Consider the following 13,542-nt stretch of genomic DNA (forward strand, 5'->3'; position numbering starts at 1 on the left):
CGAACACGGTCGTTAAGCTCTTTTGCGCCGATGGTAGTTGGGGGCTTCCCCCTGCAAGAGTAGGACGTTGCCAGGCAGATAAAAGACAACCCAATAGGGTTGTCTTTTTTTAGCAAAAAAGAGAAAGCTCGCTGAAGCGTTCTGGTAAGATGGAGCAGCATCTTCCTCGAGTGAGCCTAAGGAGCGTTTCGTAACTACCTCCTATATTACAGTGTTTAATAAGAATGACCATACTTTTCGAGTGCATCTTCAAGAAACATGCGATGTCATTTCAATAGAAATAGGCAATTACTGTGCTCCAATAGAGACATCATTGCACCATGCATAGAAAATCTCAGCTTATTCTCTTTCAAGACAAAACCTCTTTATAAAATCTAACGCGGATTAAAAAAATAAACATTCGTGTGATAAATTTAAAAAACGTCTCCTGTTTCTTTAAATCATGTAATAACCCCCTTTCAATCGTAACACAAAGGCAATTCTACGTAGTGTTGAGTTTAAATCTTCATTGTAATTTTACTGTTAGACTTACAAAAGTAACTCTAGAAATTATGAATATTATTAAGGAAAGTCCACTAACTATATAATAGGAGCATACCTTTTATAAAACTTTTTTTGTTTTACATAAAAATCACCTTAATCAACAAATAAAGATACAACCAAACAAAAACTACTACAACCAGACACGTTTTAGGATAACCATGTTTAATCAAACTCGAACTAGGTTATAGACCTCTAAGATATGGAGATGATTCTCCACATTTAAAGGAGGAAGCTAAAATGACATTTGCAAAAGAACTCCAACGACTTAGAGAACGGGATTGTGAAGAAGGTTGCTTAACGATTTACTTAAACACGGACCAAACAAGTAATAATCAGCAAAAAGGAGAATGGAAGATCCGTTTAAAAAACGGATTAAAAAAATTAGAAGAGTACATTCATTCAAGTGAGCATCATAACTTAGATGCATATAAAAAGGTAAAGAAAAAGGCGCAAGAGGAGATGAATCATATACAACTGGAATTACCCAAAAGTATTTTTCTCATTGCATCATCTAACGGTGAAGTTCTTTTAAAGAAGTTACAAATATCATTAGACAATGAGTTTCATTGGGAGAAACAACCTGATCTTAATCAACTAGAAAGAGTTCAAGAACAGTTTCCAACCGAGGGGATCTTATTTATACAAAAAGAAGACATCTTTGCAATTGAAACGAGTTTAGGAGAAGTAAAGAAGGAACTTGCGTATCACTTGGATTTGGAAAATGAAGATTGGAAGCAGTATGAGGGGGTTGCTGCTAGAGAGCGAATGGCTTCAGGTGCCAATCATCGTGATAAATACGAAAATCGCTTAGAAGCTAATAAGCAACGTTGGTATAAAAGGTTAGCAGGAACAATTGAAAAAGAAGCAAAACATCGAGGTTGGACCAAGATATATTTAGTTGGACAATCAGATGTAACAAGCGACTTTGAGAAGTATCTAGATTATATCAAAGTGAAGAAAATAAATAAAAATTATCAAAAATTCACGTCGAAAGAATTAGTAGGACAAGTGTTAGCTTCATAAAAAAGTACGAGGTTGTTTAAAAAATGATTCAAAATGATCTATTGTGACTACATATAGATAGAGAATCAATTCTTTTTTCAACCTCGTTTTTTCATGGTCATCATAATTAGAAATCATTTCTTTCTTTCGTAAAGGAAAGCGACATAATCTCAATAGTAAATGGTTATCGACTATACAAGCATGGTTATACTAATAGCAAGCATACATATTGCACTTTTATAATAGAGAGCATATAATATTAATAAAGTCAAAGATAGTCAAAGTCAAATAGTGAGGGGAGGACAAAGTTTGAGAAATATATCAGACATCATTGAGGATTATTTAAAAGCCACGATACGAAACAGTGGAAATGACCCCTTAGAAATTAAAAGAAGTGAAATTGCCAAAAAATTTCAATGTGTCCCTTCACAAATTAATTATGTTATTCAAACGAGATTTACTTTGGAAAAAGGCTATCAAGTTGAAAGCAAAAGAGGTGGAGGGGGGTATATCCGTATCATGAAAGTCAGTCCTCATGACCACTTAGATTTATTTGACCAAATGATTCAGATTACCGGAAAAAATATTGATCAGCACACTGCTGAGAACATTATCTTACGGTTATTTGATGAAAAAGCAATCACAAAAAGAGAAGCAAATATTATGATTAGCGTTTTAGATCGAACGTTATATAATGCTAATGTTCATCACAGAGATGAAGTACGTGCAAATATTGTTAAAGCGATGCTAGAAACATTAAAATACAAAGAATTCTCTTAAGATAGGAGGAGTTTCGATGATTTGTCAGGAATGTAATAAAAGGAAAGCAAGTTTACATTTTGCCAAAATTATAAATGGAGAGAAAACAGAGTTTCATATTTGTGAACAGTGTGCCAAAGAAAAGGGAGAATATTTTCCAGGGACAAATAGCTTTTCCATCCACCAACTTTTATCTGGTTTATTGCATTTTGAACAACCATTGAAAACAGAGTCAGAGGCAAAACCGACTTGTGGAAAATGTGGAATGACTTATGAGCAATTTACTCAAGTAGGGAGATTTGGGTGTGCCAATTGCTATAAGAGTTTTGAAACGAAATTAGGCCCGATCTTAAAACGAGTGCATAGTGGCAACCATACACATGCTGGAAAGCTTCCAGAGAGAATTGGTGGAGGTATTCAACTGCAACGGCAAATTGAAACGTTGAAAGAGAAACTTAAAGGGCTAATTGAGCAAGAGGAATTTGAGAAGGCTGCCGAACTTCGAGACGAAATTCGGTTATTAGAAAAACAAAAGAATGAGCAAAAGGGGGGCTGAAATCATGTCACTCCAACAGTTTATTTCAGAAGCGTTAAGCCCTTGGATGAAAAAAGATGGTCCAGATTCCGATATTGTCTTAAGTAGCCGAATAAGATTAGCTAGAAACCTGGAAGAATATAAGTTTCCCCTTTTAGCTTCAATGGAAGAGTCTTATGCAACATGTAAGCATGTTGGTGATGCGCTAACTCAAGAAGAATTTCAAGCAGTTGGGTCACTTGAGTTCTTACAAATTGACGATATGAAACAAAATGAGAAGCGTGTATTAGTCGAAAAACATTTAATTAGTCCTCACTTGGCTGATCATTCGAAGTATGGAGCTGTCTTGCTCGATAAAGATGAGGCTATAAGCATTATGATTAATGAAGAAGATCATATTCGTATTCAGTGTTTGCTTCCTGGTTTTCAATTAGGAAAGGGCTTAGAGAAAGCGAATGAGATCGATGATTGGATTGAGCAACGCCTCACATATGCATTTGATGAAAAAAGAGGGTACTTAACGAGTTGTCCGACAAATGTTGGGACAGGTTTACGCGCATCTGTCATGATGCATTTGCCGGCTCTTGCTATGACGCAGCAATTAAATCGGATTTTACCAGCAATTAATCAATTAGGATTAGTTGTTAGAGGAATTTATGGGGAAGGTAGCGAAGCTTTAGGTAACCTATTTCAAATCTCTAACCAACTTACCTTAGGTAAATCAGAGGAGGACATTGTTGAAGATTTGCGAGGAGTGGTTCTCCAGCTTATTCAACAAGAGCGTTCTGCTAGAGAAGTCCTCTTAGACCAATCAAGGTTGCAATTAGAGGATCGGGTTCATCGCTCGTTTGGTATTTTATCTCATAGTCGAATGATCGAATCAAAAGAAGCGACGCAACGTTTATCAAATGTTAGGTTGGGTATTGATTTAGGGTTGATTAAAGGACTTTCAGGGAACATATTAAATGAACTAATGATTTTGACTCAGCCGGGGTTCTTGCAGCAGTATGCTGGCGAAGTATTATCACCGGAGCAACGCGACGAAAGAAGAGCGACCCTTATTAGAGAAAGGGTAAAATTAGAGGAAGAAACGAACGAATAATCATGGAGGTGAACGTCAATGATGTTTGGACGTTTTACAGAGCGAGCACAGAAGGTATTAGCATTAGCGCAAGAAGAAGCAGTAAGATTGGGCCATAATAATATCGGAACAGAGCATATTTTACTCGGTTTGATAAGAGAAGGTGAAGGAATAGCTGCAAAAGCTCTTCAAGCTCTTGGTCTAGGTTCAGAAAAGATTCAAAAAGAAGTAGAATCTTTAATAGGGAAAGGACAGGAAGGTTCTAAAACCATTCACTACACTCCAAGAGCTAAGAAAGTCATTGAACTTTCAATGGATGAAGCCCGTAAGTTAGGACATTCTTATGTCGGAACAGAACATATTTTACTTGGCCTCATTCGTGAAGGAGAAGGAGTAGCTGCACGTGTTCTTAATAACTTAGGAGTTAGTTTGAATAAAGCACGTCAGCAAGTATTACAACTTTTAGGAAGCAATGAAGTTGGTAATTCTTCTGGACAAAGTACAGGATCTAGTAACGCGAATACACCGACTCTTGATAGTTTAGCACGCGATTTAACGGCTGTTGCTAGAGAAGAATCCCTTGACCCTGTTATTGGTCGTAGCAAAGAGATTGAAAGAGTGATTCAAGTCCTAAGTCGTCGGACGAAAAATAATCCTGTTTTAATTGGGGAACCGGGTGTAGGTAAAACGGCGATTGCAGAAGGGTTAGCTCAATCGATCATTGCAAACGAAGTGCCAGAAACACTACGTAATAAGCGTGTTATGACACTTGATATGGGAACAGTCGTTGCTGGTACAAAGTATCGAGGTGAATTTGAAGACAGGTTGAAAAAAGTAATGGATGAAATTCGTCAAGCAGGAAACGTTATCTTATTCATAGATGAGCTTCATACACTAATCGGTGCGGGTGGTGCAGAAGGAGCTATTGATGCGTCAAACATCTTAAAGCCATCTCTTGCGCGTGGGGAACTACAATGTATTGGTGCGACTACACTTGATGAATATCGTAAATATATTGAAAAGGATGCTGCGCTTGAGCGTCGTTTCCAACCAATTAAAGTAAATGAGCCAACACTTGAAGAATCGATCTTAATTCTAAAAGGACTTCGTGATCGCTATGAAGCGCATCACCGTGTAACAATCACAGACGATGCAATTGATGGTGCGGTAAAAATGTCCGATCGCTATATATCAGACCGTTTCTTACCAGATAAAGCAATTGATTTAATTGATGAAGCTGGATCAAAGGTCCGTCTAAAGTCTTATACAGCACCGCCAAACTTAAAAGAGCTTGAAGGGCGTTTAGAGGAAACTCGAAAAGAAAAAGATGCAGCCGTTCAAAGTCAAGAATTCGAAAAAGCAGCATCTTTACGTGACTCTGAACAGCGTTTACGTGAAGAATTAGAAGAGATGAAAAATGAATGGAAGAAAAAGCAAGGTCAAGAAGATACAGAGGTAACAGTAGAAGATATTGCACAAGTCGTTGCTAGTTGGACTGGAATTCCCGTTTCTAAATTAGCAGAAGAAGAAACAGACCGTTTGCTTAAAATGGAGTCCATTCTTCATGAACGAATTGTCGGTCAAGAAGAAGCGGTTAAGTCGATTTCAAAAGCTGTTCGTCGTGCAAGGGCCGGTCTAAAAGATCCGAAGCGCCCGATTGGTTCATTTATTTTCTTAGGACCAACCGGGGTAGGAAAAACGGAACTTGCTAGAGCTGTTGCTGAGACATTATTTGGTGATGAGGACTCGGTGATTCGTATTGATATGTCTGAGTATATGGAAAAACATACGACAAGTCGTCTCGTTGGGTCACCTCCAGGGTATGTCGGTCATGACGATGGTGGTCAATTAACCGAGAAAGTACGTCGTAAGCCATATTCAGTTATTTTATTAGATGAGATTGAAAAGGCTCATCCGGAAGTGTTTAACATTCTTCTTCAAGTGTTAGAGGATGGTCGCTTAACCGATTCGAAAGGTAGAACCGTTGATTTCCGTAACACGGCAATCATTATGACATCCAATGTCGGCGCAAGTACGCTAAGCAGAAATAAATTTTTAGGGTTTACAACAGAAAGTGAAGATCAGGAATACAAAGATATGAAAGGAAAGGTGATGGATGAACTTAAGCGCAGTTTCCGTCCGGAGTTCCTTAACCGTATTGATGAACTGATTGTTTTCCATTCTCTAGAGAAGCGACACATTCGTGAAATTATTACGTTATTGGCTGATCAACTAAAGACTCGTTTATATGAACAAGGAATTGATCTAGAGTTGACAGAAGCAGCAAAAGATAAAATTACAGATTTAGGATTTGATCCAGAGTATGGGGCTCGTCCACTGCGCCGCGCATTGCAAAAGCAAGTGGAAGATCGCTTGTCAGAAGAATTATTAAAAGGGACGATTTCAAAAGGACAAAAGGCCATTATCGATGTGAAAGACAATGAGCTTTTTGTGAAAACGGTTGGAGAAAAAGAGAATTTGCAAGTATAACACCCTTATAAATAATAGTCTCTAAATAAACAAAAGCCGAGGGAGGGTCATAATTCCTCGGCTTTTAACCATATAATAGTTGTAGATGCTAAATACAGTTCTCAAAAAAAGGATGTGTTAATTTTAATAAATGTGTAAAACCGACCTTTTTCAACAAGCAATGTCAGAGAACTTTCCCCACTTACTCTGTTACAATAGATGTACTAGTAAGTGGAAGGGAGTAACAAGATGGCAAAGAAAAAAACAAAATTCGTCTGCCAAGAATGTGGATATGAGTCTGCAAAATGGATGGGCAAATGTCCAGGTTGTCAAAGTTGGAACACAATGGTTGAGGAATTTGAGCCGAGTACCAAACAGGCAAGTCGCAGCTATGTAACATCGGCCACCACTGGATCAAAGCCACAATCAATTGTTTCGGTTCAAAGTGAAACAGAGCCGAGAATTAGTACAACAATGATGGAACTTGATCGTGTACTCGGTGGAGGAATTGTCCCTGGATCGCTTGTGCTTGTTGGAGGCGACCCTGGAATTGGGAAATCAACCCTTTTGCTGCAACTTTCTTCTAAATTAGCTGAAACAAAGCATAAGGTCTTATATATATCAGGTGAAGAATCCGTTAAGCAAACGAAATTACGTTCCGAGCGGTTAGGTGTATCATCAGCCGATTTATTTGTATTAGCTGAAACCGATATTTCTATTATTGAGCGGGCGATAGATGAAGTGCATCCGACACTGGTCATCATTGATTCGATTCAGACGGTATATCAAGAAGATATTACATCAGCTCCTGGTAGTGTGGCTCAAGTAAGAGAATGTACAGCTGCCTTTATGAGAGTTGCGAAAACAAGAGGGATTGCAATTTTTATTGTTGGTCACGTAACGAAGCAGGGCTCCATTGCTGGACCTAAATTACTTGAACATATGGTTGACTCTGTCCTCTATTTTGAAGGAGAGCGACACCATACGTATCGAATACTGCGTGCAGTTAAAAACAGGTTTGGCTCAACGAATGAAATGGGTATATTTGAGATGAAAGAGTTGGGACTTGAAGAAGTGCTCAATCCATCAGAAATTTTCTTAGAGGAACGTTCCCAAGGAGCGGCTGGGTCGATTGTTGTTGCATCAATGGAAGGCACCAGGCCTGTGCTTGTTGAAATACAGGCGTTAATTTCACCAACCAGTTTTGGGAATCCAAGGCGAATGGCAACAGGAGTCGATCATAATCGTGTGTCGCTTTTAATGGCGGTCCTAGAAAAACGTGTAGGGCTTTTGTTGCAAAATCAAGATGCTTATTTAAATGTTGCGGGAGGAATTCGTTTAGATGAACCAGCAATTGATTTAGCAATAGCTCTATGTATAGCATCAAGCTTCCGCAATCAAGTAACAAGTCCAACTGATGTTGCCATAGGTGAGGTAGGCTTAACTGGTGAAATTAGACGTGTTTCAAGAATTGAGCAAAGAGTGAATGAAGCTGCGAAACTTGGCTTTAAACGAGCTATTATTCCGGAGAGAAATTTAGGAGGGTGGACTTATCCTAAAGGAATTAATGTAATTGGTGTATCAACTTTAGAGAGAGCGTTAGAGGTTGGATTAGGAGGTTAATGAAATGGGTGAAGGGAAAATGCGTCATGCATTTATCCAAAATGTTTTAAAGCTAGTGGCTCCTGGAACAGATTTACGAGCTGGAATTGATAATGTTCTTCGTGCCAAAACGGGTGGTTTGATTGTCATTGGCTATGACAATGCGATGATTCCAATTGTAGATGGAGGTTTCTTTATAAATTGCAACTTTTCTCCAGCATACCTATATGAATTAGCTAAAATGGATGGTGCAATCATTTTAAGTGAAGATGGGAAAAAAATATTATATGCGAACACGCAACTTGTTCCAAACAATGGGATTGCTTCAAATGAAACAGGCATCCGTCATCGTACAGCAGAACGTGTTGCCAAACAAACCGGAAATTTAGTTATTTCTATTTCTCAGCGTCGGAACGTGATTACTCTTTATCAAGGTGATCATCGTTATTCACTAAAAGATATAGGAGTCATCTTGACGAAGGCAAATCAGGCTATTCAAACATTGGAAAAATATAAAGTCGTTTTAGACCAAGGGGTTACCAATCTAGGGGCGTTAGAGTTTGAACAATTAGTTACGTTTCATGAAGTAACTCAAGTGATCCATCGTGTACAGATGGTGCTTAGAATCAAACGTGAAATTTTAAATTATATTAATGAGCTAGGGAATGAAGGTAGATTAATTACAATGCAGCTAAATGAACTTGTCGCCAATACGGAAAAAGAAGCTGCTCTTTTACTAAAAGATTATGTCAAAAACCGCAATCAGAATGTGAATGAAATTTTAAAGGAATTAATGAAATTTCAAACAGAAGAGTTGTTGGATGAACAAGAAATTGTAAAGGCGCTAGGATATGGCAAGAATATTAATATCCAGGAGCAAGCTGTCGCTCCGAGAGGATATCGCATCTTACACCGTATACCAAGACTTCCATCATCAATTATTGAAAATTTAATTGAGAAGTACGGAAATTTATCAAATATTATGTTTGCGAGTATCAATGAATTAGATGAGGTAGAAGGAATCGGGGAGCCAAGAGCAAAGATGATTAAAGATGGAATGAATCGTATTCAAGAACAATTATTTGTTGACCGACATATTTAGCTTGGCGTAATGAGAACCTTAACTGTATAATAATGAATTATCAGAATTGACAAAAAATTACTTGTTTGGTACGTTTAAGAAGTACGGTAGAATTTTGAGAATTTATGTGAAATGCAGTTTGCTAGGTTTCAATCCTGTATTCTTGTCTATAATAATAAAAGGAGGTGAATATGGATGCTAAAGCGAATTGTGCAGCTTTTCTTCGTTCTAGTTGGAGGAACATTGGGTTTTATCTTCATTCCAGAACTTATCCATATCTTAAATTTAGGCGAAATGCCTGTTTGGATTATGAATTCTTATGCTGGGGCGGTTATTGGAGCTATTATTTTCTTTTTTGCAACGTTTTGGCTAGCCGATTATATTGTGAATGTGATGAAACTTCTTGAGGAAGCGATTGTGCGGGCTCCTGTAACAGATGTGTTATTTGGTACGATGGGATTAATTGTAGGACTTATTGTTGCTTATTTAATTGGAATACCATTAAATGCTATTAATATTCCGATCGTTAGTACGGTTCTTCCGATATTTGTTACCATATTTGTTGGGTATTTTGGTTTTCAAATTGGCTTTAAAAAACGTGATGAACTTATTAATTTATTCACCTTAACAAGAAATCTGGGTAAGAAAAAAGAAGACGAAGATGAAGAAGTAGATGTAAAAAAAGGAAAGCAATTAAAAATTCTTGATACAAGTGTCATTATTGATGGGCGAATTGCTGATATTTGTAAGACTGGTTTCTTAGAGGGGACACTTGTCATCCCTGAGTTCGTCTTAGAAGAGTTACAACATATTGCCGACTCCTCAGATGTGTTAAAACGAAACCGAGGTCGCCGTGGACTCGATATTTTAAATAAAATACAAAAAGAACTACCTATAAATGTTGAAATTTATGATGGTGATTTCGAAGAGATATCTGAAGTGGACAGTAAGCTTGTCAAATTAGCGAAAGTTTCTTTAGGTATGGTCGTAACGAATGATTTCAATCTTAATAAAGTTTGTGAATTACAAGGAGTCTCTGTTCTTAACATTAACGACTTAGCTAATGCAGTAAAGCCAGTTGTCTTACCTGGTGAAGAACTTAAAGTTCAAGTAATCAAAGATGGAAAAGAACAGCACCAAGGTGTTGCTTATTTAGATGATGGGACAATGATCGTCGTCGAAGGTGGACGTGATTCTATCGGAAAGCATATTGACGTTGTTGTAACAAGTGTTCTTCAAACAAGTGCCGGCCGAATGATCTTTGCAAAACCAAAATTACTTGAAAAGGCTCAATAGAAGAGATCTGTCAAAAAGGTCGCTTTTAACCTTTTGACAGATCTCGAAGATCATATTTATATTCAGCGCTATACTTCACAAATGGAGGTGGCGCTTCTCTTTTGCGCAAAATCCAATAGTACAAGCAATTCTCACAATGAAACATATGCACTAGTTGGAAGAACATGCTAAAATAATAAACGATTTTGTGTATGAGTGTAGCAGTGTGCTTGTCTATTGGATCCACATAAGTACGTACTGTAATAGGAGCGAAGTAGGATGAAATATAGTGTCGTCATACCGGCTGCAGGGCAGGGGAAACGAATGAAAGCTGGTAGAAACAAACAATTTCTTGAGTTAGCAGGAAAACCTCTAATTGTTCATACACTTCGTTTGTTTGAGAACGATTTGTGGTGTCAAAAAATCATTGTGGTTGCAAATAAAACCGAATGTCAAATGATGTGGAATTTAGCAAAGGAAAACGGCATTGGTAAAGTGACCAGTGTAGTTCAAGGTGGAAGCGAAAGACAGCAGAGTGTGAAAAATGGCATTGATTTACTCGAAGATGAACAAATTGTTCTTGTGCATGATGGTGCACGTCCATTTATTTCGGTTAATGTGATTCATCGACTTGTAGAAATAGCCGAGGAAAAAGGGGCAGTAACAGCAGCTGTCCCGGTTAAAGATACAATAAAACGAGTGAAAAAAGGGAAAGTAGTCGAAACGCTAAACAGGGATGAACTGTGGCAGATCCAAACACCCCAAGCATTTCAGCTGTCTCTATTACAAGAGGCACACAAACGAGCGGAAGAAGCTGAAATGGTTGGTACTGATGATGCGAGCCTCGTAGAGTGGCTAGGTCATGAGGTTGCCGTAATCGAAGCGGATTATCAAAATATTAAGCTTACAACCCCAGATGATGTGCTGTTAGCTGAGGCTATTTATAAGAAAAGGGAGTTAGGAAAGTCATGATGAGAATAGGACAAGGTTTTGACGTACATCAATTAGTTGAAGGGAGACCACTGATACTTGGTGGAATAACAATTCCATACGAAAAAGGGCTACTTGGTCATTCTGATGCTGATGTTTTATTGCATACAATTGCTGACGCAGCACTCGGAGCGATCGGAGAAGGAGATATTGGAAAGCATTTTCCTGATACAGATAGCGCCTTTAAAGATGCTGATTCTGCAAAGCTTCTTATCCATGTATGGAATCTTGTGAAAGAGAGAGGCTACAAACTAGGAAACATTGATTGTACCATCATTGCCCAAAAGCCTAAGATGGCTCCTCATATTGAAGATATGAGAACACGGATTGCCGAGTTATTAGAAACGGATACGACTCAGGTGAATGTGAAAGCAACAACAACTGAAAAATTAGGATTTACAGGTAGAGGCGAAGGTATTGCCGCTCAAGCTGTGATTTTATTAGTACAGCAGTCATACGAGTTCCCACCAAAAGGTTAAAAACCAACCTTGAGGTTTATTCGGGGAAGGTAATGGCTCCGCACGCCGTGCGCCTTTTGAGAAGTTCGCTCAAAAGGCTTAAACCAAAACGTCGGCTCCGCTCATTGCTACGAGTTCCCACCAAAAGGTTAAAAACCAACCTTTTGGTGGGAACTCTATGCTAAAATAGGGAAAGTATAAAAAGTGATGATAGAAATGGAAGGTGTTATTAATGGGAAGTGACGTTCGCGTTCGTTTTGCTCCTAGTCCAACAGGACATTTACATATCGGTGGTGCTCGTTCAGCACTATTTAATTATTTATTTGCAAAAAGCCAAGGTGGAAAATTCATTTTACGAATTGAAGATACTGATCAAGCTCGCAATGTGGAACAAGCGAAAGAAAAGCTATTAAATAGTTTAAAGTGGCTTGGAATGGAATGGGACGAGAGTATCGATGTCGGTGGTGAGTATGGGCCGTATAGTTGTATGGAGCGCGTAGGTTTATATAAAGAGTATATTGAGCAACTGCTTGAAGAAGGAAAAGCCTACCATTGTTACATGACAGAGGAAGAGCTTGAGGCTGAACGTGAGGCGCAAAAAGCTCGTGGTGAAATGCCAAGGTACAGTGGACGTGATCGTAACTTAACGGAAGAACAAAGAAACGAATATGAAGCAAAAGGACTTAAGCCTGTCGTTCGCTTCCGTGTTCCAGAAGGAAAAGTCATTCAGATTGATGATGCCGTTCGGGATAATGTTACATTCGAATCAGATGGTATTGGTGACTTTGTTATTGCGCGTAAAGATGGCATTCCAATGTATAATTTTGCGGTAGTAATCGATGATCACTTAATGAAGATTTCTCATGTTATTCGTGGAGAAGAACATTTATCGAATACACCAAGACAAGTGATGCTATACGAAGCATTCGGTTGGGATGTACCTCGCTTTGCACATGCGTCGCTTATCTTGAATCCAGATCGTCAAAAGATGAGTAAGCGTGATGAATCGATTATTCAGTTTGTGGAACAATATAAAGATCTAGGTTATATGCCAGAAGCATTAGTTAACTTCCTAGCGCTACTCGGGTGGTCTCCAGTTGGCGAGGAAGAAATTTTCTCAATTGACGAATTGGGAGAGCAATTTACGTTAGAGCGAGTTTCGAAAGCACCTGCTGTATTTGATACAGAGAAATTGGCTTGGATGAATAATCAGTACATTAAGCAGGCTGACCTTGATACGGTAGTGAGTCTTGCCTTGCCTCACTTAGTAAAAGCGGGTAAGTTACCAGAAAATATGACAACAGATCAGGAAGAGTGGGCGAAGCACTTAATTGCCTTGTATCAAGAGCAGTTACAATATGGTGCAGAAATCGTTGAGTTAACAGAACTTTTCTTTAAGGCGGAAATTGAGTATAATGAAGAAGCAAAAAACGTTTTAAGTGAAGAACAAGTACCTGAAGTATTAGCTCAATTTGTAAAAGAGTTAGAAACAATAGAAGAGTTTACGTCAGCGAACATTAAGTCTTCGATTAAGGCAACTCAAAAGGTAACTGGCCATAAAGGAAAGAAGTTGTTCATGCCGATTCGTGTAGCAACAACAGGCCAAACTCATGGACGTGATTTGCCAGATTCTATTGAACTTCTTGGTAAGGAAGTTGTAATTGCACGCCTGGAGAGTTTAATAAATAAATAATGGTACCGTGTTGAAAGGGAAAAGTAAAAGTGAGTGACTCCTTGCAGAGAGAAC

General features: G+C 38.4%; 11 protein-coding genes, 1 rRNA gene and 1 other annotated feature (1 of these 13 only partly in view). All 12 genes read left to right on the plus strand.

Features of this window, described 5'->3' with window-relative positions; genetic code table 11:
* A 5S ribosomal RNA gene (gene rrf, locus SAZ04_RS23515) occupies positions 1-76 on the plus strand; the annotation flags it as partial.
* Positions 77-780: 704 nt separating this feature from the next.
* Positions 781-1,566, plus strand: coding sequence for a VLRF1 family aeRF1-type release factor (locus SAZ04_RS14865; protein WP_332696492.1), 786 nt, complete (start codon positions 781-783; stop codon positions 1,564-1,566).
* 288 nt (positions 1,567-1,854) lie between these two features.
* Positions 1,855-2,325: a CtsR family transcriptional regulator gene (locus tag SAZ04_RS14870; RefSeq protein WP_332696494.1), complete on the plus strand. Its 471-nt coding sequence runs from the start codon at positions 1,855-1,857 to the stop codon at positions 2,323-2,325.
* Positions 2,326-2,341: 16 nt separating this feature from the next.
* Positions 2,342-2,860, plus strand: a complete 519-nt coding sequence (gene mcsA, locus SAZ04_RS14875; protein ID WP_332696496.1) for a protein-arginine kinase activator protein McsA — start codon at positions 2,342-2,344, stop codon at positions 2,858-2,860.
* Between the two features lie 4 nt (positions 2,861-2,864).
* Complete coding sequence (gene mcsB, locus SAZ04_RS14880) at positions 2,865-3,941, plus strand: protein-arginine kinase McsB (RefSeq protein ID WP_332696498.1); 1,077 nt, start codon at positions 2,865-2,867, stop codon at positions 3,939-3,941.
* An 18-nt stretch (positions 3,942-3,959) separates the two neighbouring features.
* Entirely contained in the window at positions 3,960-6,410 is a 2,451-nt protein-coding gene (gene clpC, locus SAZ04_RS14885) for an ATP-dependent protease ATP-binding subunit ClpC (RefSeq protein WP_332696501.1), read from the plus strand.
* A 228-nt stretch (positions 6,411-6,638) separates the two neighbouring features.
* Positions 6,639-8,012, plus strand: a complete 1,374-nt coding sequence (gene radA / locus SAZ04_RS14890) for a DNA repair protein RadA (protein ID WP_332696503.1) — start codon at positions 6,639-6,641, stop codon at positions 8,010-8,012.
* Between the two features lie 4 nt (positions 8,013-8,016).
* A complete protein-coding gene (gene disA / locus SAZ04_RS14895; protein WP_332696506.1) occupies positions 8,017-9,093 on the plus strand; it encodes a DNA integrity scanning diadenylate cyclase DisA in 1,077 nt (358 codons plus the stop codon).
* Positions 9,094-9,267: 174 nt separating this feature from the next.
* Positions 9,268-10,368, plus strand: a complete 1,101-nt coding sequence (locus SAZ04_RS14900; RefSeq protein WP_332696509.1) for a PIN/TRAM domain-containing protein — start codon at positions 9,268-9,270, stop codon at positions 10,366-10,368.
* 258 nt (positions 10,369-10,626) lie between these two features.
* Positions 10,627-11,319 carry a 2-C-methyl-D-erythritol 4-phosphate cytidylyltransferase gene (ispD, locus tag SAZ04_RS14905; protein ID WP_332696512.1) on the plus strand — a complete coding sequence of 231 codons (693 nt, stop codon included), beginning with the start codon at positions 10,627-10,629 and terminating at the stop codon, positions 11,317-11,319.
* Positions 11,316-11,816, plus strand: coding sequence for a 2-C-methyl-D-erythritol 2,4-cyclodiphosphate synthase (gene ispF, locus SAZ04_RS14910; protein ID WP_332696513.1), 501 nt, complete (start codon positions 11,316-11,318; stop codon positions 11,814-11,816). Before ispD ends, ispF begins: the two co-directional genes overlap by 4 nt.
* 211 nt (positions 11,817-12,027) lie before the next feature.
* A complete protein-coding gene (gene gltX, locus SAZ04_RS14915; RefSeq protein ID WP_332696515.1) occupies positions 12,028-13,488 on the plus strand; it encodes a glutamate--tRNA ligase in 1,461 nt (486 codons plus the stop codon).
* A 1-nt stretch (position 13,489) separates the two neighbouring features.
* Positions 13,490-13,542, plus strand: a binding site (T-box leader) (it continues 179 nt past the right edge of the window).

Source organism: Halalkalibacter lacteus, assembly GCF_036663595.1.
Lineage (GTDB): Bacteria > Bacillota > Bacilli > Bacillales > Bacillaceae_D > Halalkalibacter > Halalkalibacter lacteus.

What these genes read in the sequence shown, in the direction of transcription:
- SAZ04_RS14865 (WP_332696492.1), top strand. Translation starts at nt 781, where the DNA reads ATGACATTTGCAAAAGAACTCCAACGACTTAGAGAACGGGATTGTGAA.
- mcsA (WP_332696496.1), top strand. Translation starts at nt 2,342, where the DNA reads ATGATTTGTCAGGAATGTAATAAAAGGAAAGCAAGTTTACATTTTGCC.
- mcsB (WP_332696498.1), top strand. Translation starts at nt 2,865, where the DNA reads ATGTCACTCCAACAGTTTATTTCAGAAGCGTTAAGCCCTTGGATGAAA.
- clpC (WP_332696501.1), top strand. Translation starts at nt 3,960, where the DNA reads ATGATGTTTGGACGTTTTACAGAGCGAGCACAGAAGGTATTAGCATTA.
- radA (WP_332696503.1), top strand. Translation starts at nt 6,639, where the DNA reads ATGGCAAAGAAAAAAACAAAATTCGTCTGCCAAGAATGTGGATATGAG.
- disA (WP_332696506.1), top strand. Translation starts at nt 8,017, where the DNA reads ATGGGTGAAGGGAAAATGCGTCATGCATTTATCCAAAATGTTTTAAAG.
- SAZ04_RS14900 (WP_332696509.1), top strand. Translation starts at nt 9,268, where the DNA reads ATGCTAAAGCGAATTGTGCAGCTTTTCTTCGTTCTAGTTGGAGGAACA.
- ispD (WP_332696512.1), top strand. Translation starts at nt 10,627, where the DNA reads ATGAAATATAGTGTCGTCATACCGGCTGCAGGGCAGGGGAAACGAATG.
- ispF (WP_332696513.1), top strand. Translation starts at nt 11,316, where the DNA reads ATGATGAGAATAGGACAAGGTTTTGACGTACATCAATTAGTTGAAGGG.
- gltX (WP_332696515.1), top strand. Translation starts at nt 12,028, where the DNA reads ATGGGAAGTGACGTTCGCGTTCGTTTTGCTCCTAGTCCAACAGGACAT.